Annotated in this window: 24 protein-coding genes; 12 read left to right on the forward strand and 12 right to left on the reverse strand. The window is 44.1% G+C overall.

All coding sequences use genetic code 11. From position 1 onward, the window contains the following. Positions 1 to 44: 44 nt before the first annotated feature. The gene (locus tag FKQ60_RS07050) at positions 45 to 1,469 is read right to left on the reverse strand and encodes a methyl-accepting chemotaxis protein (RefSeq protein WP_170906232.1); all 1,425 of its coding nucleotides are present in this window, start codon (positions 1,467 to 1,469) and stop codon (positions 45 to 47) included. Between the two features lie 231 nt (positions 1,470 to 1,700). Beyond that, positions 1,701 to 2,906, reverse strand: a complete 1,206-nt coding sequence (locus FKQ60_RS07055) for an aromatic amino acid transport family protein (RefSeq protein ID WP_154171146.1) — start codon at positions 2,904 to 2,906, stop codon at positions 1,701 to 1,703. Between the two features lie 310 nt (positions 2,907 to 3,216). On the opposite strand from FKQ60_RS07055, the gene FKQ60_RS17755 reads away from it, so the two are divergent. After that, on the forward strand, positions 3,217 to 3,348 hold the full coding sequence (locus FKQ60_RS17755; protein WP_261384366.1) for a hypothetical protein: 132 nt from the start codon (positions 3,217 to 3,219) through the stop codon (positions 3,346 to 3,348). A gap of 164 nt (positions 3,349 to 3,512) precedes the next feature. Beyond that, positions 3,513 to 4,775: a DEAD/DEAH box helicase gene (locus tag FKQ60_RS07060; protein ID WP_170906233.1), complete on the forward strand. Its 1,263-nt coding sequence runs from the start codon at positions 3,513 to 3,515 to the stop codon at positions 4,773 to 4,775. Positions 4,776 to 4,834: 59 nt separating this feature from the next. Here FKQ60_RS07060 and FKQ60_RS07065 read toward each other — a convergent pair whose 3' ends face one another. Together FKQ60_RS07065 and FKQ60_RS07070 are read right to left on the reverse strand one after the other, a co-directional pair. Then, a complete protein-coding gene (locus FKQ60_RS07065; RefSeq protein WP_161426003.1) occupies positions 4,835 to 5,614 on the reverse strand; it encodes a TetR/AcrR family transcriptional regulator in 780 nt (259 codons plus the stop codon). A gap of 119 nt (positions 5,615 to 5,733) precedes the next feature. After that, positions 5,734 to 6,249 (reverse strand): NUDIX hydrolase, encoded by a 516-nt coding sequence (locus FKQ60_RS07070; protein ID WP_154171143.1) that lies wholly within the window; start codon positions 6,247 to 6,249, stop codon positions 5,734 to 5,736. A 336-nt stretch (positions 6,250 to 6,585) separates the two neighbouring features. Between FKQ60_RS07070 and FKQ60_RS07075 the strand changes: the two genes are divergently transcribed. Together FKQ60_RS07075 and viaA are read left to right on the forward strand one after the other, a co-directional pair. Then, entirely contained in the window at positions 6,586 to 8,235 is a 1,650-nt protein-coding gene (locus tag FKQ60_RS07075) for an ATPase RavA domain-containing protein (RefSeq protein WP_154171142.1), read from the forward strand. 13 nt (positions 8,236 to 8,248) lie between these two features. Next, the gene (gene viaA / locus FKQ60_RS07080; protein WP_161426001.1) at positions 8,249 to 9,691 is read left to right on the forward strand and encodes an ATPase RavA stimulator ViaA; all 1,443 of its coding nucleotides are present in this window, start codon (positions 8,249 to 8,251) and stop codon (positions 9,689 to 9,691) included. 3 nt (positions 9,692 to 9,694) lie between these two features. Here the strand turns inward: viaA and FKQ60_RS07085 are convergent, their stop codons facing one another. The 4 genes from FKQ60_RS07085 to FKQ60_RS07100 all read right to left on the reverse strand — a co-directional run bounded on the left by FKQ60_RS07085 (position 9,695) and on the right by FKQ60_RS07100 (position 12,551). Continuing rightward, entirely contained in the window at positions 9,695 to 10,354 is a 660-nt protein-coding gene (locus FKQ60_RS07085; RefSeq protein ID WP_040905069.1) for a hypothetical protein, read from the reverse strand. Further along, entirely contained in the window at positions 10,275 to 11,012 is a 738-nt protein-coding gene (locus FKQ60_RS07090) for a hypothetical protein (RefSeq protein ID WP_170905157.1), read from the reverse strand. Before FKQ60_RS07090 ends, FKQ60_RS07085 begins: the two co-directional genes overlap by 80 nt. Positions 11,013 to 11,192: 180 nt before the next feature. After that, positions 11,193 to 11,666, reverse strand: a complete 474-nt coding sequence (locus FKQ60_RS07095; RefSeq protein ID WP_154171140.1) for a peroxiredoxin — start codon at positions 11,664 to 11,666, stop codon at positions 11,193 to 11,195. A gap of 192 nt (positions 11,667 to 11,858) precedes the next feature. After that, positions 11,859 to 12,551 carry a tRNA (adenine(22)-N(1))-methyltransferase TrmK gene (locus tag FKQ60_RS07100; protein ID WP_170905156.1) on the reverse strand — a complete coding sequence of 231 codons (693 nt, stop codon included), beginning with the start codon at positions 12,549 to 12,551 and terminating at the stop codon, positions 11,859 to 11,861. A gap of 105 nt (positions 12,552 to 12,656) precedes the next feature. On the opposite strand from FKQ60_RS07100, the gene FKQ60_RS07105 reads away from it, so the two are divergent. The 3 genes from FKQ60_RS07105 to FKQ60_RS07115 all read left to right on the forward strand — a co-directional run bounded on the left by FKQ60_RS07105 (position 12,657) and on the right by FKQ60_RS07115 (position 14,587). Next, positions 12,657 to 13,064, forward strand: coding sequence for a VOC family protein (locus FKQ60_RS07105; protein WP_170905155.1), 408 nt, complete (start codon positions 12,657 to 12,659; stop codon positions 13,062 to 13,064). A 90-nt stretch (positions 13,065 to 13,154) separates the two neighbouring features. Next, positions 13,155 to 13,508, forward strand: coding sequence for a GlpM family protein (locus FKQ60_RS07110; RefSeq protein WP_158137435.1), 354 nt, complete (start codon positions 13,155 to 13,157; stop codon positions 13,506 to 13,508). Positions 13,509 to 13,540: 32 nt separating this feature from the next. Next, entirely contained in the window at positions 13,541 to 14,587 is a 1,047-nt protein-coding gene (locus FKQ60_RS07115) for an AbrB family transcriptional regulator (protein WP_170905154.1), read from the forward strand. A 71-nt stretch (positions 14,588 to 14,658) separates the two neighbouring features. On the opposite strand, the gene glpD is transcribed toward FKQ60_RS07115, so the two are convergent. The 4 genes from glpD to ahpC form a co-directional block, all read right to left on the reverse strand. After that, positions 14,659 to 16,203: a glycerol-3-phosphate dehydrogenase gene (gene glpD / locus FKQ60_RS07120; protein ID WP_170905153.1), complete on the reverse strand. Its 1,545-nt coding sequence runs from the start codon at positions 16,201 to 16,203 to the stop codon at positions 14,659 to 14,661. A 360-nt stretch (positions 16,204 to 16,563) separates the two neighbouring features. Then, positions 16,564 to 17,001: a DUF3069 domain-containing protein gene (locus tag FKQ60_RS07125; RefSeq protein ID WP_004396583.1), complete on the reverse strand. Its 438-nt coding sequence runs from the start codon at positions 16,999 to 17,001 to the stop codon at positions 16,564 to 16,566. 272 nt (positions 17,002 to 17,273) lie between these two features. Continuing rightward, complete coding sequence (ahpF, locus tag FKQ60_RS07130; RefSeq protein ID WP_161425390.1) at positions 17,274 to 18,842, reverse strand: alkyl hydroperoxide reductase subunit F; 1,569 nt, start codon at positions 18,840 to 18,842, stop codon at positions 17,274 to 17,276. Between the two features lie 179 nt (positions 18,843 to 19,021). Continuing rightward, positions 19,022 to 19,579: an alkyl hydroperoxide reductase subunit C gene (gene ahpC / locus FKQ60_RS07135; RefSeq protein WP_004396579.1), complete on the reverse strand. Its 558-nt coding sequence runs from the start codon at positions 19,577 to 19,579 to the stop codon at positions 19,022 to 19,024. 248 nt (positions 19,580 to 19,827) lie between these two features. Here ahpC and FKQ60_RS07140 point away from each other — a divergent pair, with 248 nt between their 5' ends. The 5 genes from FKQ60_RS07140 to FKQ60_RS07160 all read left to right on the forward strand — a co-directional run bounded on the left by FKQ60_RS07140 (position 19,828) and on the right by FKQ60_RS07160 (position 25,995). Then, positions 19,828 to 21,084: a serine protease gene (locus tag FKQ60_RS07140; RefSeq protein ID WP_170906234.1), complete on the forward strand. Its 1,257-nt coding sequence runs from the start codon at positions 19,828 to 19,830 to the stop codon at positions 21,082 to 21,084. Next, the gene (locus tag FKQ60_RS07145; RefSeq protein WP_050782746.1) at positions 21,081 to 21,440 is read left to right on the forward strand and encodes a hypothetical protein; all 360 of its coding nucleotides are present in this window, start codon (positions 21,081 to 21,083) and stop codon (positions 21,438 to 21,440) included. The genes FKQ60_RS07140 and FKQ60_RS07145 overlap by 4 nt, the downstream gene beginning before the upstream one ends. Positions 21,441 to 22,027: 587 nt before the next feature. Further along, positions 22,028 to 23,587 carry an AbgT family transporter gene (locus FKQ60_RS07150; RefSeq protein ID WP_170906235.1) on the forward strand — a complete coding sequence of 520 codons (1,560 nt, stop codon included), beginning with the start codon at positions 22,028 to 22,030 and terminating at the stop codon, positions 23,585 to 23,587. Between the two features lie 255 nt (positions 23,588 to 23,842). Continuing rightward, positions 23,843 to 24,856, forward strand: coding sequence for a UDP-glucose 4-epimerase GalE (gene galE, locus FKQ60_RS07155; RefSeq protein WP_170906236.1), 1,014 nt, complete (start codon positions 23,843 to 23,845; stop codon positions 24,854 to 24,856). An 86-nt stretch (positions 24,857 to 24,942) separates the two neighbouring features. Then, positions 24,943 to 25,995 (forward strand): UDP-glucose--hexose-1-phosphate uridylyltransferase, encoded by a 1,053-nt coding sequence (locus tag FKQ60_RS07160; protein ID WP_170906237.1) that lies wholly within the window; start codon positions 24,943 to 24,945, stop codon positions 25,993 to 25,995. Positions 25,996 to 25,997 lie beyond the last annotated feature (2 nt).

Consider the following 25,997-nt stretch of genomic DNA (forward strand, 5'->3'; position numbering starts at 1 on the left):
TAATAAATCACTTTTCATCTCAAATGAGAGGAGAAAGCGGCGGATTAATTCGTTTGGTAGCGACTTAATATTTGACTGAGGTTTTGCGTCGCTTGACTGATTTCATTAATCCCAGATGAGGATTTTTCTGCGACGCGACGAATGGTATTGGACTGACTACGGATATCGCTCAATTCTGATGCAATATCATTAGCGACTGAACTTTGTTCTTCTGCAGACGTTGAAATCTGTACACTCATATCATTGATCATCCGTGCCGAATGAGCGATTTTTTCAATATCTTGGCCAATTTCCATTACTAAGCTGCTGCTACTTTGCGCTTGTCCTACCGTTTGTTCGGTCATTTTTGCTATCGTACGGCTTTCACTTTGCAGTTTTTCAATCATCGATTGAATATCAATAGTGGCTGATTGTGTACGGCTAGCGAGAGTGCGAACTTCGTCAGCAACCACAGCAAATCCTCGACCTTGTTCACCAGCTCGTGCGGCTTCAATCGCTGCGTTGAGTGCGAGAAGATTAGTTTGTTCAGAGATAGCGTTGATGGTGGTGATCACTTCATTAATCTTGATCGCATTTTCATTTAAGGTTGTTACCGATGAGGATGTTTGACCGATAAAGCGTGATAATTGTTCAATTTCGTTGATCGCTTGAGTGACTCGACGATGACCAATCTCAACTTGTTTCGCATCTTGTTCTGCTTGTTGAGTGGCTTGACGAGAAATGCTCGACACTTCCTGTGCGGAGGCGGTCATTTGTTCCATTGCGGTGGCAACAGAATCTAACGACGCGTATTGATTATGAATTTGTTTTTCACTCTCTTTCATTTCACCGGCAAACACTTTTGAGGTATCGGTGAGTGTCGCTGAGTTGTCTTTTACTGTGACCACTAATTCAGTCAAGGTATCCATGGCTTTATCTAGTGCGCAGCCAATGGTGCCAAACTCATCACGTCCAGGATGAAAGCCTAAGCGGGAAGTCAGATCGCCTTTCGCAATTTTTTGCGTCGTAGTGTAGAGATCCCACAATGCTCCACCTAAGAAAGTCGCAATCCAATAGCAAAGAAGCCCGAACGGAAGAACCCACAAGTAACTGAATAAAAGCACCTTGAAAGCGGCAGAGCGCATTTGCTGCTCTTGACGAGAGAAGTCTTCCGTTAAACGATAGACCTGCCCATTGTTGCTTTGAGCCGTCGCCATGACTCGACCTTGTTGATACTGCGTATCTTGCAAAGCAGCGCGAGATTCTAATCCCGGGATCAGGGTAATGGTATTTTGACTGATGATCCCTTGCAGCTTATATTCTACCGCTTGTTTCGCTTGAGTCTCAAAGTTGGTAATAGTGTTGATATAGCGAGCGCCAGCTAGGGCACTTAGTGTGATAAAAAAGAGCGCAAACACGGCCCACATCTTATCGTTGATGGATATTTTGATGAATACACGATCAATCATCCTGAATGGAACTTGTTTCATATCTTCTCCGGTGCAGCACAATGGCGTAGGGGTTGAGCGATTTTACGGCTATCTGAGCGATTAAAGTGTGTAATATCCCATATATTTATGAAATATATATGTACCAACATATAAGAATTGAGAGGTAGATCGATATATTCAGCATTTATATCAAAGCCCGAATAAGGATTCTTATTCGGGCTTTGATAAAGGTCATAAAGAATTCCAAGCAGGGCGCTTGAATGGCAGTGATTAGCCGAGTGCGGGAAGTGCGCCAATGGTGATCATTAATTGGGCGGCAACAATTAATAAGCCAATGACCCCTGTAATCATCAAGGCTGGCTTACCACCAATCACTTGGTAATACTCAGGTGAGGAGCTTTGACTTCTAACGCGCACGACCATCGCAATCGGTAAAAATATCGCCAACACCGCCAAAGCAATTGCCGCATAACCTAAGGCCATAATAAAGCCTTGTGGGTAGAATAAAGCAAACAAAAGCGGTGGGGTAAAGGTGGCGACAGAAGCGACGAACCGATTCACACCTGCCCCTTTTTTACGTAACGTATCACCCATAAACTCAAACAAACCTAAGCTAACACCGAGGAAAGAAGTCAATAACGCTAAATCCGCGAAAATACCGATCATACTCCCTAGGCCCGATTGATGTGCACTGCGTGCCAATGTGCCAATTAAGGCAGACAAACCACTATTTTGAACCAGCTCAGCTTGGCTAACGACACCGAGTGTGGCTAATTGCCACAGGATATAAATGATCAGTGGAATAGCCGAACCAAAGACGATGGCTTTACGCAGTGATGGGGTATGTCCATCAAGATAGTTGACGATAGCGGGGATACTGCCATGAAAACCAAACGAGGTGAAAATCACGGGGATAGAAGCAATGATCAGCCCCTGTCCAAGTGGCATACTCAATAAGTAGGACTCAGTAACATTAGGGGCAAGAAACGTCAGCACCATGATCATGGCAATGATTTTACCGGCAAATAATAAGCGGTTGACTTTATCGACCGTCGCTGTACCGATGGTGACTACCGCAGCGACAATAACGGTAAACAGCAAAGTGCCTGTTGGCGCAGATATAGTGAATCCAGTAAATTCACTGATCCGTTGAGTAAACTGCCCACCACCTCCAGCGATATAAGCAGCACATAACGAGTAAAATAAGAACAGCATAGCGAAGGTCGCTATCCACTTGCCTTTTGTGCCGAGTATCTCTTTCGCGAGGGTATGCAACGTGGCGTCTTGACTTGAGTATTGATGGATTTCTACCATCAATAATGCGGTGAAGGCCATTAAGGCCCATAGACCAAGCATAATCACTAATGCCGTCGAAAATCCAAGCCCAGCGGAAGCCAAAGGCAGAGCGAGCATACCCGCGCCAATCGTCGTTCCTGCAATAATTAAGCTACTACCTAACAGTTTTGATTTAATCATATTGTAAACTTATCTGTACGTATTTAGTGGTTAAATGGGTGCGACGGAGTCAGTTAAACGATGTTTAGGCCGCTGCTTAGGTGTTTTTGGCTATTTTGAATAAATTAATCAATAAGGTCAATGGTGTTGTAAAAAATTAAGTTCATTAGTGTAATTTTATTTGTACACTGAATCTTTAGTTTGGTCTGACTGGTGATGCATCGCTGACTGTGTTAAATCTGTAGTTGGTATTGTTCTCGTTGAGTACGACACAAAATTACACGGAGTGGAAAAGTGATTCACCTTTCCAGTAATAACACAGGAGGTCGAGATGACAGACCAGATAAACCTTAATGATGATACTTTAGAGCTGTTAGACGCGTTGGAAATTGGTTGTGAATTAAGTCATTACGATACTACGGCTTATGACACTAGCGAGGCTGACGTTACCTTACTCTGTTAGTTCGCATCATGATTTCCATTTGCGTACAAAATAATCACTATAGGTGGCGATTCTCATTTTCGCAAAGCCAAAGCCATAACTATTTGCTACAATCCGCGCCCAGATTTTCTTTACGCTCAGCGTCGAACGCTGGGCGTTTCTTGTATTTTTAAAAGGAAAGTAGCATGTCTTCACCCTTCAAAACCTTTTTAGACTTGGGTATTGCACCTACTTTAGTTGACAGCCTGAATGCGTTAGGTATTGAGACGCCAACAGAAATTCAAATTCAGGCCATCCCGCCCATTTTGGCGGGACATGATGTGCTTGCTGGAGCGCAAACCGGAACGGGTAAAACGGCGGCCTTTGGTCTGCCAATATTACAACGCTTGGCGGCATCAAAAACTAGTATCGATTTGAGCAGCAGGGATATTCGTGCTTTGGTGTTGGTGCCAACACGTGAGCTTGCCCAGCAGGTATTTGAGAGCCTGACTGCTTACGCGAAAGGCAGCGAGTTAAAAATTGTTGTTGCGTATGGCGGCACCAGTATGAGTGTGCAAAAACAGCATTTGCGTGGTGGTGCTGATGTACTCATCGCCACGCCAGGACGGCTTTTGGATCATGCACATGTGAAAAGTCTTTATTTGGGTAACGTACAAACCTTAGTGTTGGATGAAGCGGATCGAATGCTGGATATGGGCTTTATGCCTGATATCCAAAGAGTCTTGCGTAAATTAAATCGTGCACGACAAACGTTATTCTTCTCTGCCACCTTCGATCAAAAAATTAAGGCATTGGCTTATCGGATGATGCATGAACCGATAGAGGTGCAAGTGACGCCAGCGAATACGACGGCAGACACGGTGTCACAAATGGTTTATCCGGTTGATAAAAAACGTAAAAGTGAGTTATTGGCGTATTTGATCGGTTCACGTAACTGGCAGCAAGTGTTGGTCTTTACTAAGACTAAGCAGGGCAGTGATGCTTTAGCTCAAGAGCTGAAGTTGGATGGTATTAAAGCAGCCTCGATCAATGGTGATAAAAGCCAAGGCGCGCGACAAAAGGCGTTGGATGATTTTAAAGCCGGCAAGATTCGGGCGTTAATTGCTACGGATGTCGCCGCGCGCGGGATTGATATCTGTCAATTAGAGCAAGTGGTTAATTTTGATCTGCCTTACAAAGCGGAAGACTATGTTCATCGTATCGGCCGTACGGGACGGGCAGGACAATCCGGTTTGGCGGTCTCTTTAATGAGTCCACAAGAAGAGCCGTTGTTGCAAGCGATTGAGCGGTTGCTGGATCAGCGCTTACCACAAGAGTGGTTAAAAGGTTTTGAACCATCGCCATTAGAACGCTATGAAGATACGCCTTCTCAGCGATTGAGCCGCTCGGCGGAGAAACGTCAATTAAAGGCTAAGCTGAAAATTCATGCCAAGCGTGGCAAAAGATAGTTAAACATATAACCCCCTGAAGACGTGAGCCTTTAGGGGGTTATATGTTAGATATTGGCTTAATCGGCTGTCGCTGATGAGTCTTCGTCAGTGGAGAGGTTTTCCGATGGCTGAGAGAGGGCGCACTGTTTTCGCCAATCATACTGCACATCGTAGACTAGCTCTTTGACAGAACGAGGAGATAAAGCGTACTCATCGGTAATGCGGTATTTTTGAATCATTAACCCATTAAACAGTTGCCAGTGGTTGAGTAAGCATTGGTCGAGGTCCGCTTCTTCATCTCGCCATGTTTCTTTGAGAAAAGGCGTTAAACTGGCCGCACTGTGGGTATACATGATCATTTGCCATTTCACTTCCCAAATTTTGATCGGCGTTTCAGGGCACTGTTGATTATACTGTTCGGCAAACCCTTCAATTAATCGTTCTATTTCACCTGAAGTATCGATAAAGTAGTCGATTAACGCATCGTCTTGACGCACGGCATCAGCAATCAGCTGGATAGGTTGTTTGACAATCAATCCATGAGCCAATAAACGCATGATAAACAGATAGACTTTCACGTTAGCTGGCATGGATTCTGGGATCTCTTTGATCACCTTACGCATATAATGCTCAACATACAGATGCAGGCCATCACTAATGCTGTGCCAGATTTTCTCTTTACTACCGAAATGATGACGAATCAAACTGTGTGACACTCCGGCTTTTTCACTAATGTTACGCAAAGAGACTCGTGCATAACCGAAATCACAAAACAGTTGTGCTGCAACTTTGAGGATATGATAGCGAGTGTTCAGTGCATCTTCAGCACTGCGCCGCCCTTGTCGTTTTTCCGTCATGGCACTTCTTCATTGATTGATTACTGTGATGTTTTACCAGATCTACCGCAGAGTTTCACGGATAACTGGCGCATGGAGAGATTGACTGCACAAAACCTCACCTTAATTAATGCGAAGGTTCATACATAACCGCAGAGTTTGGCTTTACTTAAGCAAGCGATGGTTTTTGCATCGCTGATATCGCCATCAATAATGTATTGTTCGAGCTCTTCCATCGTTAGGCTTAATACTTCTATCAGTTCATCATCATCACACTGAAAGCGCTGTGTTTTCGTCAGTTGTTTGGCGACAAATAGATATTGTATTTCGTCACAAAATCCGGCCATCGGAGTGACTTGGCCTAATTCAAAAAATTGTTCGCCACTGTAGCCAGTCTCTTCCTCTAGCTCACGTTGTGCACACTCAAGTGCAGTTTCATTATTTTCGATGGTCCCTGCGGGTAATTCGAGTAACCATTTTTTTAACGAAGGTCTGAATTGACGAATAACGATAATTCGCTTGTCTGCCGTGATGGGCAAGATGACTGCGGCACCCGGGTGTTTGATGGTGGTATGAACCAAGGTTTGTCCGTTTGGATAGATAATGGTTTCTTCAACCAGTGCAATGTTTTTCCAGTGGTGTATGGTTTTTATCATGGACTAATAATCTATTTTTATCTGTTGAAATGCTGTGGCAGTCAGCGATGAATAAAAGCAATAGGGTATCAACAGAGGGCGGTTATCGTTAAGCGACTAACCTTACCCCATTTAATCGGATACCCCAACTCAATTGATGTCCAGACGTGACGTTTCTATGAATTTGTTATTTACGCATCAATGAGTTGAGAAGTAATTCTGCAAACTTTGATCTCAACCCTTTTCTCACTATTGAGATCTGGTATAAGGCTGTGCGAGTTTAAAATACAACTTGTAACAAATTAATAACGAATGTATAAATCCCGCTGTACCCTCAGCCAGTTACGGAGCGCCTCTATGATCAACCCTTCTTCTCATGCACAAAAAGCGTTACTGGCAGAAAGAATTAATAAATTAGCCAAAGCATTGGCGGATGGCGTGTATGAGCGTGAAAGTACGATTAAGCTCTGTTTGCTCGCAGCCCTGACGGGTGAAAGTGTTTTCCTGCTTGGTCCTCCCGGGATTGCAAAAAGTTTAATTGCCAAACGTCTTATCCAAGCTTTTGATAGTAGCAGCTATTTTGAATACTTGATGACTCGATTTTCTACCCCTGAAGAGGTGTTTGGTCCATTAAGTATTCAAGAATTAAAAGATAATGGTCGCTATCTACGCCTAACGGATGGCTACCTGCCGACGGCACAAGTGGTTTTTCTGGATGAAATATGGAAAGCGGGGCCGGCAATTCTTAATACGTTACTGACGGTTGTCAACGAGAAAACCTTTAAAAATGGCAGTGATATTGAACGGGTCCCAATGCGTTTGTTGATTTCGGCTTCCAATGAATTACCTGATGAAGAGAGCGGTCTTGATGCTTTATACGACCGTATGTTAGTGCGTGTTTTTGTCAATCGTATTCAAAATAAACAGAACTTTAAATCGATGTTAACGGTAGGGACGCCACAAGAAGCGAAAATCCCTGATGGACTGGCAATTACCGATCAAGAATATCATCAATGGTTAAGTGAATTAGATAAGCTGACGTTAACCGATCCGCTGTTTGAAAAGCTCTATCTGCTAAAAGCGCAATTAGAGCAAGCGGCGCAAGAGAGCGGTTTACCGGCCGATGATGTCTATGTTTCTGATCGCCGCTGGAAAAAGTCGGTGAAGTTATTGAAAGCGTCTGCTTTTTTTAATGGACGCGATCAGATAAGCCCGCTGGATTTACTGTTATTACAAGATTGTTTATGGAACAGTCCCGAGTCACGGGAATTGGTGTATCGAGTGACGCGTGAGTTTGCTTTACGTGATGCATTTGATCAATCTCAGGTTGAGCAACAAATTGACCGCTGTCGTATTGAATTGACGTCCATTCAGCAAGCGTTAGAAAGTGAATTAGCCATGGAGCCGTCACTAGAAACGACCAATGGCTTAAGAAAAAAACAATTTCATCAATACGATCTCAGCCAAGCTAAACTTTATCAAGTGGGGCAAACAAAAAATCTCGTTAAACTGGTATTGCTGCAAAACAATTTATCGGTTGCTGAAGCCGAAAAAGGCGATAGCCGGTGGATTTATCTTAGTAAACCTGAGCTGCAAAAGGCGATTAAACAAGGGCAGGGAGAGATTTACGGTTACGTTAATCACAACCCAAATGTATTCCGGTTACGGATTGAACTGGATGGACAAGGGAAGTTAGTTATCAAAGATATTGCCAACCGTTCCGTGTTATTAGCCTTGGTGACTAAGCAAGGGTTAGACGAGCAACAGTATCAACTTTGGTTACAACAAGCGGAACAGGCGTTGGTACAACTCAAGCAGACGGAGCATCATTTACGTCAAGTGCGTTCAGATTTTCATAGTGCGTTACCACATAACTTTATTGATCCAGAACTGCCTGTGGCGATGCAGTCGATACTGCATGAGCTACAGCAGCAATTAGAGGAGACGCACAGTGAGTTTGAGAAAACCGTTCAGCGCTTTAGACAGTTAAGCGATTTTTTTAGTTAATTGAGGTCGGATTATGCTCGGTGCAGACAGCTTGAATATTGTTTTAGCCATCGCGGAATCTGGCATTATTGAAACCGCCGTCAATGATTTATTAGCACGCTCACAAATGATGATGGTTGAAAATGATGGTATTCGTGCCTCGGTAAAAAATCATTTAGCGAAGTGGCATAGTCAAGTTAAACAACAGATTACCCAAGTCACAGAGAGTGAGCATTTTCAAACTGAAATGGCACTTTACCAACAAGTGATTCATTGGGATGAAGAAACCTTTTTTAGTAAACTACCGGAACTGGTCAAGCAATTAGAAGGGGTGTCGCCTTTTTATCTGAAAGCTCGTCAATTAATGGAAGATAACAACGCACTGAAAAATCCGATGTTTGCCCATTTTTTCTGTGACCAATGGTATAAAGCTTTAAGCGAAGAAATTAAACAAGCGCAGATTATTGAGCTTGAAGCGAGTAAAGAACAGGCTTATGCCGAGTTGTATCAGCGGATGGAAACGTTGCGTAATATGGATAATGTCGCTCAAGCTGGGGATGAAAATCACGTCGGACGTTTATGGGATATGGCGGCCGCTAAATTAAGTCGAACCGATCTGAGCGTCATGAAGCGTCACGCTGACTTCCTCAAAAAACACAAAGGGCTACAAGAAATCGCTGAGCAACTTGGACGAATGGCCAGTCAAATTGATGATCCTTCGCTCAATCCAACCTTAAATGAACATCCCGAGGTGGTGGAAGAGAAATCTGATCAAGCGACCGATGATATTGTGGGCATTCACCCTAGTGATGATCTCAATAAGTTACTGCCGAATGAAATTCTTTTCTTGAGTCATCCAGAACTCGAAGTGATCTTCTATAAGCATCTAATAGATAAGCGCTTAATGAACTATCGTATGCAAGGTAAGTCACGCACGCTGCGTAAGGTTCGTGCTCAATCTACCGAGCATGCACAGTTAGAATTAGAAAAGGGGCCGTTTATTATTGCCATTGATGCATCAGGCTCAATGAAAGGTTTTCCTGAGCAGTGTGCCAAAGCGATGGCTTACGCTTTGATGCAAATTGCGTTAGCCGAAGATCGTGATTGTTTTGTGATGCTGTTTTCAACACAAGCGATTGTCTATGAGCTCACGCGACAAGATGGTCTGCGTGAAGCGAGTGATTTTTTAAGTTATACCTTTCATGGTGGCACCGATTTGCAGCCAGCGTTAGAAAAAGCGATCAGCTTGATGCAAGGTGAGCGATACAAAAATGCCGATCTGATGGTGATTTCAGACTTTATTGCTCCCAAGCAGAACGAATCGATTTTGCAGCAGGTCGAGGATTTAAAACGAAACCGCAACCGCTTCCATGCGTTAACCTTGTCTCGTCATGGTAATCCCGAACTGATGACCATGTTTGATCACTGTTGGCATTACCATCCTAATTTATTGGGTAGACTGGTGAAGAAATGGTAGCCATCAACGTTTGCTGTTAAGGATCTGCTGAATACGTGGGTTGAGCGTTTTCCCGTGCTGTTGCTCATACTCTTCCCGTTTGAGATCATTAACGTTTTTCACTGAATGGGACGGCAGTAAATTATTAGGTAATTCAGTGACTAATTTCCCCTTTTCTTCAAGCCTTTTCGCTTCCAAATAATATTTCTTAAACAGTTGATCTAACTTGGCTTCCGCCACTCGTTTTAAGTCATACAGCTTGTTTTGAACTAACCATTTCTCAATATTATTCTCCGGTTCGCGAGAGAGTACGCGGATCCGGCTGTCGAGTAGCTCTTCGGCAGTAAGGGCATCACGCAGCACCCAAAGCTCGCCCATCTGTGGTGGCCAGCTATTGCCCAACTGAATACGTTCATGACAATGTTTAAGTACTCGGTTGAGACTATTAGGGTCAATCGATTCAGCGAAATCAACAAATTTCCCTGTAGGCAAACTGCCATACTGATATTCCCATTGAGTTTCATAAACACTCAAGAACGAGCCAAAAACATGTAAGCACCAGTCGGAAGGCTCCTCAGGATGAACACTATCGGCCACGATGGGCTCAGAAGGTGGGCTTTTTTCCTTTTTGGATAAGCTGCTGTCGGAAGCGCTCAGATGGGCTAAGCTTTGGTTTATACCCATTTCCCGTAGTTTGCTCTCGATTTCCTGAATGTTCAGAGGTTTTCGCTTGCTGTCTTTCATTGAGTTTCTCGTTGGTCAACCAATACTGGAGTTTGTTTTCTAATCGGGCGACGGTTAATAGCTCGCTGGCTTTAGACTTGTGCCAGAGAACAAATTTTTTCCACACTAATAGATGATCATTATTAATGCCAGAGAATTTAAAAGCCCGCTCTGCCCACATAGGGATTTCACTCTCATCCAAATCATGAGTCGCAATCGCGTTCCCTTGCAGTAAATTAGATGAGTTATTGCGATATTGTAACGCTTGCTTTGGCAGATTAGGAAAGTTTTCCTGTGGTGCAGGTGCAGGTGCAGGTGCAGGTGATTTCATCGTCATAGGGTGGTGCTCTTGAGCACTAATTCGCATCTGGAAAATATGCAGTTCATGACCATGACGATAGTCTACTTTGATTTTTTCAAGCCGTTGCTGCTCACACAAAGAACGTAAACATTCGGCTAAACCAAAGGTAGATAAGCAGCAGAGCGGGCCCATATGTTCTAAGTTAACCGTCACATAGCCCATATCATCGGTGCTATCGGCAAGCATTAATAACACCAGTTTTTCTGCTGCGCTTGCACAGTTGAGTTGCCAGGCTAGATGGGTATATTTTGCGCTCACTTATCTCGCTCCGACTTTATGTAATATTAAAAGGAAGCGTTATTGTATGTCAGTCGCATAGGGAGTTGTAGGCTTGAGAGTAATTAAATTCATTTGCACAATAGCGATAAGCCAAAGAAATGAATTGGCCCCATTATGTTTTGGGGCCATAAGTATGATCAATGGTGGCTTAGGCGTTGATTACAGTAGTGCAAGTAAGGTTTCTGCTTTACTGGCTTCGAATGTTTTCGCTTCTTCAACATTGAGGGTGGTGACCACACCATCTTCAATGATCATCGCATAGCGTTGTGAGCGAATGCCACCAAAGCCCGCAGTATCCATTTCAAGGCCCAGAGCTTTGGTAAAACTGGCATCACCATCGGCAAGCATTAACAGTTCAGAGGCATTTTGCGCTTCGCCCCATGCTTTCATTACAAATGCATCATTAACCGCAACACAGGCAATCAGGTCAACACCTTTCGCTTTGAAAGTATCGGCATGAACCACGTAACCAGGTAAATGGGCTTCTGAACAGGTTGGGGTAAATGCGCCTGGGACGGCAAATAAGACCACTTTTTTGCCCGCAAACAATTCTTGAACATTATGATTAACCATACCATCTGCGGTCAGTTGGCTGAGTGTTGCCGCAGGTAAAGATTGTCCTTGCTTGATCATCTTGGTTCCTTAATCGTGAGTTGTCCCTGCGGTTTGAAAATCAAATCGCCTGAGGGAAGAGATTACTCATCCAGTGTAACTCTAAATACGATGACCAACCACCGACAAACTGTAGGGAAATCATAATGAGTTAATGGCGTTATTATGCTTGTTACCGCATGCTATCGATGCCCCGAGTTTAGGGCTGATATTTCATTCTGCTAACCTGATTGAAACGGAGTGATAAGCACGGACAATTGGCGCGGCTTTTTCAGGGTGACTTTTTTCAACACGCTGATAATGGCCAAGTAATGTGGTTAAATATCTTTGCGCCTGCTGATATTCGGCGAGGGTCTTGACTTGCCAGAGTGAGTCGCCCACCAGACTGATCGTTGGTGCGTTATTATCAGTAGAAGGTGGGGCTGCGATATACAGCACTTCATAATAGCGGCGGTTGTCTTCGACCAGGCTTTCATGATACAGCTGGCAGGACAACTGACGTAACTGTTGTCTTAAGCGATAGGTATGATAAACCGGACAAAGTATAAAATCGATCGATTGGTTTGGATGAGCCGTGATGATTTTGCTCACCAACTCCGCGGTTAAATCACCACCGACACCCGCGATGATCACTAAATGACGACCATGATGCTTATCAAGCGGCAACCTTGCTACATCGATGCAGTCGGCGCTCCACTGAGTTTGATTAGGGTAGTGGCGAGAAAGGCGCTGGCGTAACACGTCAATCAGCTCAGGGACAATATCAACAAAATGAATGCAGCTCGCCGCTTGGCGCGTTAATAGCGCTTGTCCCAACCAACCATGATCACAACAGCAATCCCAAATATGATCATAAGGCTGGGTAATCAGTTGCTCAATGTGTTGTAGGCGTTGGCTTAGCTTCATGGACAATAACGGTTAGTCAAATAAGGAAGCGGATTATACTCAACTTAACTCGCGAACCATAATTCTAGATGCAAAACCAATACACATAGTAATAAGGAGAAGATAATGTTAACCATCCATGGTTTGGATCATGTGGTATTACGCACCACTCAGTTAGATAAGATGCTCTATTTTTATGGCACCGTGCTTGGTTGTCCGATAGTACGCACTTTACCCGATGAAGTGGGATTGATTCAGCTACGAGCTGGTTCAGCTTTAATTGATATCGTTACTGTTGATAGTGAGCTGGGTAAATTAGGCGGTAAAGCGCCGCAACAAGATGGCCGAAATGTTGAGCATATTTGCCTGCAAGTCTCTCCACTCGAAGAGGCGGCTTTATTAGCGTTTCTTGATCAGCACGAGATTCCGCATTCTGATTTTGACACTCGTTATGGCGCACAAGGTTTTGGGCGTTCGATTTATATTGAAGATCCAGAAGGCAACGTGATTGAATTAAAAGCTTTTCAAGTGTAACTGTCGATTTTCACGGGTTGAGAACTTAATCTTTACATCTTGTAACAACTGGTTATAGTAAGCAACGCGTTGAAATGAGAGAGGAATGCCATGCTGGCTCTGTTTTTGAAATGCTTACTGGGCGCAGTAGCGGTGTTGATTATTGCTCTTCTCTCGAAGAGTAAAAGTTTTTTCATTGCTGGTTTAGTACCACTGTTTCCGACTTTCGCTTTGATTGCGCATTATATTATTGGCGCTGAGCGCACGATGGCTGACCTGCGTATCACGGCTTTATTCGGCCTCTATTCCTTGATCCCTTATGCCGCCTATCTATTAGCGATTTATTATTTTAGCTATCACTTCTCTTTGCTTTGGACATTGAGTTTATCGACTTTGATTTGGCTAGCTTTCGCTGGGGTGTTGATTGTGAGCTGGAGCCGTTTTCATCCAAGCATGGCCGTGTGATAGGCGGTGTTATCTGTGAAGTGGGAGTCAGTATGTGCACTCGAATAATAAGCTTTAACCTAGTGGTGATTACCCTAATTGCTTTGTGCTCCATGTTAGTGGGAAGCTTTTTTTCCTTGCCGTTAAGCGAGTTATTTATCGCGGCTATCGTGGTGGTGCTATTGCGTAAGCAAGCGCAGATAACATTGAATTTACCAAAAAGTCTGTTGATGTTTGTGCAGGTGATATTGGGGATCAGTGTTGGGGCGACGATTTCGCTGATTGAGTTAGGGCAAACCCTGAATGTCTCGGTAGTGGCTGGATTAATGGTCTGTCTACTGTTACAGACGGGCGGCGGTTTTTGGTGGCTACATAAACGGGAAGGTTGGCACCCGTTTGAAGCATTATTGGGCGCCATTCCCGGTGCGATGGCGGCGATACTGGTGATCAGTGAGTCGGGGAGTAAGCCATCGAGTAAAGTGGTTTATGCTCATTCAGTTCGGTTAATTATTTTAATCCTATTAGCGGGGGTCATTTCCCTTAATGGTACCCGTATCGCGGTTAGTCACCCGTTGATGGGCAGTGAACAATGGTTAATTTTAGGGGCTATTGTTGGCCTAAGTATGCTTTGTGGCAAACTCTCGATAAAGCTGGGTATTCCCGCCCCCTATATGTTGGCCTCATTATTGATCGCTGCTGCCTTTAATAGTTTCGTCCCTACATTTTCTTTTGCGGTACCGATCAATTTGGTGCTATTTGCTACCGCGTTATTGGGAGTGTTAATTGGCGTGCGTTTGGCAGAAACGACATTGCGTGAAGCGGCTTCTTATTCTAAAGCTGGGGTGATAGTCACCCTGATTGGCTTAATGGTTGCCGTAGGCGTATCTTGGATTGCTGCCAATCTATTGGGTATGAGTTGGTTAGTGTTACTGTTATCTTGGGTGCCCGGTAGTGTTGAAGCGATGACCGCGGTGGCGTTACTACTCGGTTTAGAACCCGCTTTTGTGATGGTCAATCATGCCATTCGCTTACTGCTTTTATACACCATGCCAGCACTGTTTAAGAAGCAGTTAGAGCAGTTACGTCCTTCGGAACAGTAAATAAATTCATCGCATAAAAAAACCACCGCGTAAGGCGGTGGTTCAATCATGGTTGTCTGTATTGAAGGGGCTTAACCAACGGCCCGTTGGCTAGTGTCTGCCTCTGCCTTAGCGGCTAAATATTGTGTGATTTGTTCAACACAGGTCACATCGTGATCGATACCTAATTTAGTACGACGCCAGAAGATATCATCCGCTTGCTGTGCATACTCATGTTCAATCAAATAATCGACTTCGATTTGATACAAGTCATCACTAAATTGAATACCTAAATCCGCTTGGTTTTGCACGCCATCAAGCATGGTATTACAGCGCGTACCATAGTTAGTGACCCAGCGCTCTAACATTGCTTGATTGACAAATGGCAGCTGTTGTTGCAGTTTGGCCAGTAGCTTATCGCGTGCAAAGGCTTCCCCGCCCGGTAAAGCAGATTGTGCTGTCCAACTTGGTTTCATCTGTGGGAAGAAGGGCGCAAGCTGCTTCATTGCTGATTCGGCCAATTTACGATAGGTGGTCAGCTTACCACCAAAAATCGACAGTAGCGGAGCTTCATCACCGTCTTGGTCGAGAGATAAGGTGTAATCACGAGTAATCGCTTGTGGTGAGTCTGATTCATCATCACATAAAGGCCGCACACCGCTAAACTCAGAGACGATATCACTGACAGCGATCTCTTTCGCAAAATGCTTATTGACGATATCAATCAGGTACTGACGCTCTTCTGCTGAAATCGTGACTTGTCTTGGATCGCCTTTATACTCAACGTCTGTGGTGCCGATCATTGAATACTTACCCAAATAAGGGATAACAAATACGATACGCTTATCTTCATTTTGCAAGATATAAGACTGCGGCTCATCGTGAATTTTTGGCACAATGATGTGTGAGCCTTTGATAAGACGAATGCCATAGGGCGAGTCGATTTGGATATTGTTATCTAAAAATTGCTTAACCCAAGGTCCGGTAGCATTGACTAAGGCATGGCTTTTACGCACAAAACGGGTTTGCGTTCGCTCATCAAAGAGCGTAACAGACCAGATATCATGTTCACGAGTGGCTTTTTCTACTCGGCAATAATTGATCACTTCCGAGCCGAGCTCTTTAGCTTGCATCGCATTCAGTATCACCAATCGAGCGTCGTCTACCCAACAATCAGAATATTCAAAACCGACCGACATTTCAGGTTTCATTACGCTGCCTGCCTGCAAGGCGACTTTTTTACTCCCCGGCAGTGAAGTGCGTTTGCCTAAATTGTCATACAGGAATAGACCCGCACGAATCATCCATGCCGGGCGAAGAAACGGGCGATGAGGAAGACGAAAACGCATCGGCGTGACAATGTGCGGTGCTTTTTTAAGTAAGACTTCGCGTTCAGCTAATGCTTCACTCACTAAACGAAACTCATAATGTTCGAGATAACGTAGGCCACCGTGGATTAGCTTTGAGCTGGCTGACGAGGTAGCGCTGGCAAAATCTTGTGCTTCATAGAGCCCGACTTTTAAACCACGCCCAGCGGCGTCGGCGGCGATGCCGGCACCATTAATGCCGCCACCCACCACGATAATATCTAACACTTGGTGTTCGTTAAATTGCGTTGAACTGTGCTGTTGTTTCATTTTGATGGCCTTTGTGTTCGTTTTTGTCTTTTAATGTTCGTATGAAACCATTAAATGGTCAAGATTGGCAGTTGTTACGTGTGATTTTTTGATATGGATCATATTTAATGCGCGTTTGAAGGTGTTTATTGGTAATTGAACGCTCTATTGCGCGTTTATTTATATTAACGATAGGAGAAACGGCTTATTAGATGAGTATAGGGTATGTCGATAACGACGAAATAAAAGAAACCAGGAGGGATGACAACAGGCTATTAGGGATGGTCTATAGGTGAAGCGAAATAACGTGAGTGTTTAGAAAATAAAAAAGCTCGCGATTACGGTTAGATAACGGCGAGCTAGGTATCAATGGTTATTGAACTATTTAACAAACACGTCTTTAAAATCACGTTTTAAAATAGGATCACGACGGGCTTTTTTGATTTGTTTGACCATGTCTTTAACACAGTTATGTAAGACTTGATCGAGCAATTCGGCGCGGTACTCTTCTTTGTCTTGCTCACTCATGTCTTTAGGTAATTTTAGTGTCGGAAACTCTTCCATTACATTGACGCCGGCAAACGCTTGGCTTACTGAGATCAGTGCATGGAACTGCTCAAAGTTATCAAGAATGTTTTGCGCACTAGCAGGAAGGCTATTCCATGCTTCTCTAACGACCTCTTCTGAGACTTCATGAATAGAAGCCACCATGTTGTACATTTGCTCGGGTACTTGGTCAAATTCAATCACCTGACGCAGTTCAGGGGATACGGTATCCAAATTAACGATCGGTGCTTCAGTTTGAGTCGTGTCTGACATGAAAAATTTCTCATCAAGGAAAAACCTCATGCTAAAAAGTTACGCTGAAATGTCAACCTAAACGTATCAATAAAGCGCTAAGCGCGGAGATTTTGTTCGTATCATCAGCATGACTAGCAGTTGGTAAAGGTTGATACTGAGCTTTTCTGCTAAAAATTAGACTAAAAGCCAGATCGCTATTGAATTCATGACAAAAAAAGACTCTCACGACAGCGACCTAGAAAAGGAGTCAGCCGCGTCGTAAGAGTCATATTGGTTGTGTTAAGCCAAGATTAGTTCTGTTGGCGAATCAAGTAATCAAAAGCGCCTAAGCTGGCTTTAGCTCCTTCGCCCATGGCAATGATGATTTGTTTATAAGGGACCGTTGTTGCATCACCAGCAGCAAATACCCCCTCAAGGCTGGTTTCACCACGACTACCGATTTCAATTTCACCACGCGGTGATAAGTTAACCGCTGAATCTTTCAGCCATTCAGTGTTCGGTACTAAACCGATTTGCACAAAGATCCCCGACAATTCAATGTGTTTAATTTCATCAGTATGACGATCTTTGTAGTTCAATCCGGTCACTCGGGTACCGTCACCGATCACTTCAGTAGTTTGCGCCATCGTGATGATATCAACGTTTGGCAATGAGTTAGCTTTGTTGATCAATACTTGGTCTGCGCGCAAAGTATCAGCAAACTCCAGTACCGTAACATGCTCAACGATACCCGCTAAGTCAATCGCCGCTTCAATACCTGAGTTACCACCACCGATCACTGCGGTTCTTTTGCCTTTAAATAATGGGCCGTCACAGTGTGGGCAGTAAGCCACGCCTTTATTGCGATATTCTTGCTCTCCTGGTACGTTCATTTCACGCCAGCGAGCACCTGGGCTTAAAATCACGCTGCGACTTTTAAGGCTAGCACCGCTTTGTAAACCGACATGAATACGTCCATCATCGGTAAATTCTGCGCCCATTAATTTATCGGCTTGCTGTTCAGTAATAATATCAACGCCGTACTCTTTTAAATGCTCAGTCAAATTAGCAGTAAGCTTCGGACCTTCAGTATGTTTGACCGAGATAAAGTTTTCGATAGCCATAGTATCCATTACTTGGCCACCAAGACGCTGAGCAACAATACCGGTGCGAATGCCTTTACGAGCCGCGTAAATCGCTGCTGCTGCACCAGCTGGACCACCGCCAACCACCAATACGTCGTAAGGGGCTTTCTCATTGAGGCTGGCCGCTGCTTTTTCGGCGGCGCCATCGTCTAACTTATGCAGTATTTCAGTTAGGCTCATGCGTCCTTGGCCAAACAGCTCACCATTCACGAATACGCTTGGCACCGCCATAATGTCGCGCTGTTTGACTTCATCTTGGAATAGAGCGCCATCGATCATCGTGGTGCGAATATCAGGATTAATTGCCGACATCATATTGAACGCCTGCACGACATCGGGGCAGTTTTGGCAAGACAGTGAAATAAAAATCTCTACGTCTAATGTTTTGTCTAACTGGGCAATTTGCTCAATGACTTCTGGCTCCAGTTTCATTGGATGGCCGCCAGAGTGAAGCAGGGCAAGAACTAAAGAAGTAAATTCATGGCCCATAGGCACACCAGCAAAACTTAATTGGGTTGCTTTGTCTGGGTTACTGACCGTCATAATAGGTTTACGCGCACTGGCATTATCGTCACGCTCGACCGAAACTAATGGGCTGAGTTCAGCAATTTCATTAGCCAGAGCTAGAATATCTTGCGCTGCTTTACTTTCATCGAGGCTGACCACTAAACGGACGTCTTGTTTCAGATTACTGAGATATTGTTTTAATTGTTGTTTAATCGCTTGGTCTAACATAGAAACACCTTGTCGAATACGTTGAAAAAAATGGCCACTCTGGATGAATATTGTCAAGAGAGAGCAAGCTAGGCATTTAGGTCGTCAGAGTAAAACACCCAGCCTGCTCTTAATCGATTAACGTCTGTGCTTGCGGATGTGGTTTAACACCACAGGTTCGCTATCAGCGTTAATTAGAATTAGATTTTGCCTACAAGGTCTAAAGATGGCGCTAGCGTTTCTTCACCTTCTTTCCATTTTGCAGGGCACACTTCACCTGGGTGAGAAGCTACATACTGAGCCGCCTTGATCTTACGCATTAGATCTTGTGCATCACGGCCAATGCCTTCAGCGGTGATTTCCATCGCTTGGATAACACCTTCTGGATCGATAACGAAAGTCGCGCGGTCTGCTAGGCCTTGACCTTCACGCATCACACCGAAGTTGTTGGTGATGTTGCCAGTTTGGTCGCCCACCATGTAGTAGTTGATTTTGCCGATCGTGTCAGAACTGTCGTGCCATGCTTTGTGAGTGAAATGAGTGTCAGTAGAAACTGAGAACACTTCAACGCCGCGTTTTTGTAACTCTTCATAGTGATCAGCAAGGTCACCAAGTTCGGTTGGACAAACAAACGTGAAGTCAGCTGGATAGAAGAAGAACACGGCCCATTTACCGAGAACGTCTTTTTCTGTGATTTCTACGAATTCACCGTTTTTGTATGCAGTTGCGCTAAATGGTTTGATTTGAGTGTTAATCATTCTTTACTTTCCTTTTCTGTAAGTTTTTGATTTCGCAATGTGTTGCGCTCGGTAAGTATATTCCCACTTTGAGTTGATAAAGGAAAATTGCTTGTGTCTATCCTATTGATAGGTGAAAGCTATTTAATGAAAGCGACGTTATCCAGATATGTTTAAAAAATACAAACCAATACAAAAAGTTGCTGTATTTATCAGTCACTAAAATTACACTGGATGCATATCATAAGGATGAGGTGTAAGGATTATTTATGCGTAACACAATAGGTCTTTTATTGATCGGTGGATTGGTCGGTGGATTGGTTGCTGGGCCAGTAGTGGCAACAGAATCGACAGAAGGGCAAACCAGTTTTTCGAGTCGTATTATTCGCGGAGATGAAGCAAAAAAAGAGCAATGGCCTTTTATGACCGCACTGGTAAGAAATCGCGAAAGCGACAGTTATCAAGGCCAATTTTGTGGAGCGAGTTACTTAGGTGATGGCTGGGTGTTGACCGCTGCCCACTGTGTGGAGAGAATCAACTTTAACGATTTCCATGTGCATATTGGTGTGCATGATCTGCTTGAAGCGAGCATTGAAGGTGAACGTGCCGAGATTAAAGCAGTTTATGTGAATGAAAACTATGCTGATCCTAGTGATTACAGCAATGATATTGCTTTGATTGAGTTAAAGTCGAAACCTAATGCTGACGCAGTAGCGCTGAAAACAACCGGAGGAGAGCTTTCGAAAGGGCAACCTCTAACAGTCATGGGCTGGGGCAATACTGTGCCTGATCGCAATACGAAACCTAATTATCCGTGGATACTTAACCAGGTCGATGTGCCTTATGTACCTAGAGCAATTTGCCAAAATCTTGGTGGTGATTATAGCGATATTGGTGATGATGCCATTTGTGCTGGATTTAGTGAGGGCGGTAAAGATTCTTGTCAAGGGGACAGTGGCGGCCCATTAGTGTACAGCCATAATGGTGGCATTGAGCAGGTAGGTGTGGTGAGTTGGGGAGATGGCTGTGCTCAGCCAAACGCGTATGGGGTTTATGCTAATGTTGCTTATTTTCAAGATTGGATCGCCCAGATAAAAGAATCGGGTATCAGTTATACTCAATATACTTATCGTAAAGTCACTCAACCAACCGTAGAAGAAGAGCTTGTTATAGAGAATACCTCTGATACGGCATTATCTATTCTTGATATAGAACTTGAGCCTGATTCCAAGCTCACCATAACAACCAATACTTGTATTGATGCGACTTTGGAGCCTTCTAATCGTTGTAGTATTCGTCTCACATCAACCTCAAAAAAACTGTTTACTCAACGGGATGATATTCGCGAGGTACAACAGTTAGTGGTGACGACTGACCGCTTGAATGATGAATTATCGCTTTTCTTGGTGTTTGAACGTGATAAACCAGCCTTGCTTTCTTCTAGTTCAGGCGGCAGTATCGGTTGGTCTTTATTTGGGTTAGGCTTACTCGGTTGGTTACGTTTTCGTAAAGGAGTGAGATTGTGATAAGAGTCGTATTCAGTACATTATTAGTATTCATATTGAGCGCTTGCAGCGGCGCTGAGAGTGCAGCAACTGACCCAGTGGTTGGAGATAAAATTCCTCTACTGAGTTATCAAGTCAACCCCAATCATATCGCCTTTGAAGCGCTAGGTAATGGATGCAGTCAAGCGGATCATTTTGCGCTACAAATCGATTCAATTCATCGACAAGCAGCAACGGTATCAGTGATACGCGTTAAACAAGATATGTGTCGCCGTATGCCGATGTGGGAATCGTTCACGCTTGCTTTACCTAAAGAGCTCCAAGGTAAAACCCTTTCTGTGACCAACCCCCAAGGGCAGGCAGATAGTAAAGGTTAATAATCACTTATGGTTTGTGAGATAAACCCGCGGCGCAGTGCCTAGTTATGGCTGCGCCGTTTTTAGTCGTCACGCATTAGGTCATCGACGAGCGATAGTGGCTGCCATTCAGAACACTCTAAATCGTTAACTAGACGATTCAACGTTAATCGAGCCACTATTGAAGAGGATCATTCGGTACAAAAGTTAAGCCCGATACTGACTCTTTCTCCTTTCTTTTTATCTGATTCTTCAACAAATAATGATATCAGTGCTAATTTTTAAGCTTTTCTACCCTTTATTGGTCGATAATACTTGAAATGTCCCATTAACTTTTGATTTACTCTGCGGCAGCATTACCAAGCTGAATGCAATTGACTTGGTGATATATGCTGAGCTGATGGACAATAGCCACCATTTGTCTATTGAGATAGCCACTCAGCTCATCGCAATAACTCAGCTTACTCTCTTTCTACTTACTGTAATGGTAGCGTAAAACATGGCTATTTTTCCTCATATATAGTGATGATTGAGGTCGATATAGAGTGTTTCGCTAAGTAGTTTGAGCATGGCAATGATTAATGGATGACATAAGGATAGAGAAATCAATGAGTGAAATCGCGGATAAGGAATCAACGCAAGGCCGTGGTGTACTGTGTTTTATTGCCCTTGCGGGACAGAAAATCCCAGACCCTATTGTGATATTTATGGTGCTATTTGCTGTCTGCTTACTCCTCACTGGGGTGATGAACGGTGTGCAGTTTGTAACCACGGGGGCGGATGGCGCGAGTACCACGCATAGCATTAAAAACATGCTGGCAACCGAGCACGTGCGTTGGGTGTTTGATAATGCGTTATTGCAAAACTGGCTAGCCTTTGGTGGCGGTGTATTGGGTGTCATTCTGATCGTCATGATTGGTGTCGGCATTGCCGAGCATTCCGGTTTATTGAGCACCGTGATCAAACGAGTTGGTACTAAAATCAGTGATCGTTGGTTACCTTTGCTACTGGTCTTTTTAGGGATCATGAGTTCGATCGCCAGTGATGCTGGTTATTTATTCTTAATTCCTTTAGCTGGTATGCTTTACGCTGGTTTAGGTAAAAACCCATTAATCGGTATGAGCGCGGCATTTGCGGGTGTTTCTGCCGGCTTTAGTGCCAACTTGATCCCAGCTACGCCTTCAGACGTGATCATCGGCGTTAATGCCCGAGTCTTTGCTGAGGCGCAAGGTGTGCCGTTTGTGAATGCGGCGGGAGAGGCGCTTAATCCTGCAACAATGCATTATTATTTTATTTTTGTTTCCACCATTTTGCTTGCCGTTGTTGGTGCTTGGGTGACGAAACGTTTCGTTACTCCACGCTTAGAAAAGATGAGTTATCAGCTTCCCGAAGACTTGAATTTAGATGACTTTAAAGTCACTGAGAAAGAGCAAAAGGGATTACGCGCTGCAGGAGTGGGTTTAATTCTTGCGCTATTAATGGTGTGGGGACTGATTGTTGGCCCATTAGCAACCTATACTGATACCTCTGGCCGTGAAGTGACGCCGTACCTGAATAATGTCATTTTATTGATTGCCTTAGTTTTCACCATTATTGGTGTGTTTTTCGGTGTCGCGAGCGGTAAATTCAAGAAAGTGCAAGACGTTGTACAAGCGATGGTTAAGCAGATGAACACCATGGGCTATATCTTAGTCTTGACCTTTTTCTGCTATAACTTCTTGGCTTTACTTAGCTATTCCGGTCTTGGCACTTATATTACCTATCTGGGTGCGACCTTCTTACAATCTCTTGGATTGCAAAAATTCCCGATCTTATTGATTGTTGGTTTCTTGCTGACCACTGCGGTGATTAACCTCTTTGTGGGTGGTCTAACTTCGAAATGGATGCTATTAGGCCCTATTTTTGTGCCAATGCTCTATCAAGTAAACCCGAATATGACGCCAGATTTAGTGGCTGCTGCTTATCGTGTTGCGGATTCATCAACCAATATCATTACGCCGATGATGAGTTATGCTGGGGTTATTTTAGCCTTTATGCGTAAGTACAAACCGGAGCTATCGTTTGGAGATGTGATTGCGATGATGATCCCTTATTCTGTTGCCTTCTTAGTTTCTTGGACAGTATTACTGATTGGTTTCTTCACACTTGGATTACCGTTAGGTTTCTAAAGGTGGTGCTGTTTTGCTGGAAAGCCCGATTGCATATCGGGCTTTTTTTGCCTCCCTATCTTGGTTTTTGGCTTTTTATTGTTATCGTTACCACTGTTTTTGCCCCTTTAAAATTGAAGATTTAAATGTTTGTTTTATTTTATTTGAATTATATTTTGTAAACGTTACCACTTTGAGGTTTTTATCACAGAAAAATAGCTCTCTCTACTGATAGACTGAATGTCATTGAGGCAACGTTGAAGAGTAAGAGGGTTTATGAGTGTTTTGATTACTGGTGGGATGGGCTACATTGGCAGCCATACTTGTGTTCAGATGATTGAGGCGGGCCTTGAACCGATTATCATCGATAACCTATGTAATGCAAAAGTCGAGGTGTTAAACCGAATTGATGCGTTAACAGGAAAGAAACCTATCTTTTATCATGGTGATGTACGTGATGAGGCATTTTTAGATTCGGTCTTCACGCAGCATGATATCCAAGCTGTGATTCACTTTGCGGGCCTCAAAGCAGTTGGTGAATCGGTGGCAAAACCACTTGAGTATTATGATAATAACGTCAATGGTTCATTGGTCTTGACGCGTAGTATGCGTAAAGCCGGAGTGAAAAGTCTCGTCTTCAGTTCGTCGGCGACAGTGTATGGTGATCCAGACATTGTACCTATCACCGAAGATTCTCCAACAGGATCAACAACGAATCCATATGGTCGTAGCAAATACATGGTGGAGCAGTGCCTAAGTGATCTGTTCCACGCTGAAAACGACTGGAGTATTACCTTGCTGCGTTATTTCAATCCGGTCGGCGCACATCCATCGGGCCTGATGGGGGAGGATCCGCAAGGTATTCCCAATAATTTGATGCCGTTTATTGCACAAGTCGCGGTAGGTCGAAGAGAAAAACTCTATCTATTTGGTAACGATTACCCAACACCAGACGGTACAGGTGTGCGTGACTACATTCATGTGATGGATTTGGCCGATGGACATCTTGCGGCACTTCAGTCTGTGGGAGAGAAATCGGGGTTGCACATTTACAACTTAGGTACGGGTAAAGGTTCTAGCGTACTTGAGATGGTTGACGCTTTCAGTGAGGCTTGCGGCAAACCAATCCCTTATCAAACATGCCCACGTCGTCCGGGTGATATTGCTCAGTGCTGGGCGAGTACAGAGAAAGCAGCGCGTGAATTGGGCTGGAGAGCGACGCGTAACGTAGCTGAAATGACGGCGGATACGTGGCACTGGCAAGTTAAAAATCCGAATGGCTATTCTTAGCATAATTGAACACATTGCTGTTTACTGTGCTTCTCACGCTGTTGGGAAGCTCAATTTGAAGAATCTTTAAAAGTTGAGTAAGTCAGATGTCAAATATCAAATTTAATCCTGTGGATCATCCTCATCGCCGTTACAACCCGCTGACGGGGCAATGGATTTTGGTTTCCCCCCATCGCGCAAAACGTCCTTGGAGTGGCGCTGACGAAAAGCCAGCGCTTGATGAGTTGCCAAATTATGATGACAAATGTTTTCTTTGTCCGACTAACGAGCGTATCTCGGGCGATATCAATTCAGATTACAAGGACACATACGTATTCAGTAACGACTTTGCTGCATTGATGGTGGATTCTCCAGATGCGCCAGAGTCGGACAATCCACTGTTCAAAACGCAAGGCGTCCGTGGTTTAAGTCGAGTGATTTGCTTCTCTCCTGACCATAGCAAAACGCTGCCAGAGCTACCCGTTAATAAAATTCGCAACGTAATTGACACATGGAACGAGCAAATCGAAACCTTGGGTAAAGAGTACGTATGGGTTCAAGTGTTTGAAAATAAAGGCGAGACAATGGGCTGCTCTCAGCCGCACCCACATGGTCAAATTTGGGCGAACAGTTTTTTACCCAATGAAATCGAGCGTAAAGAGCATCATCTCAAGGCGTACTACCAAGAACATGGTACTAACTTGTTAGTCGACTACGCATTGGCTGAACGAGCAGATGGTTCACGAACCGTCGTTGAAACGGAACACTGGCTTGCGATAGTGCCTTATTGGGCTGCATGGCCATTCGAAACGATGTTACTACCGAAAGCGCATATTCGTCGTATGAGTGAACTCAGCGGTGAACAACGTGATGATCTTGCTGTTGCCATCAAAAAACTCACCAGTCGTTACGATAATCTTTTCCAATGCTCTTTCCCTTATTCAATGGGTTGGCACTACGCGCCGTTTTTTGAACCGGGCACCAACATCGAACATTGGCAATTGCATGCGCTGTTTTATCCCCCATTGTTGCGCAGTGCCACCATTCGTAAATTTATGGTGGGTTACGAAATGCTAGCAGAAAGCCAGCGTGATTTAACCGCTGAGCAAGCCGCGCAACGTCTACGCGATGTCAGTGATGTGCACTATAAAGAACAATAATT

Origin of the sequence: Vibrio sp. A11, assembly GCF_013048705.1 — a bacterium.
In the GTDB taxonomy this organism is placed as follows: Bacteria; Pseudomonadota; Gammaproteobacteria; order Enterobacterales; family Vibrionaceae; genus Vibrio; species Vibrio metschnikovii.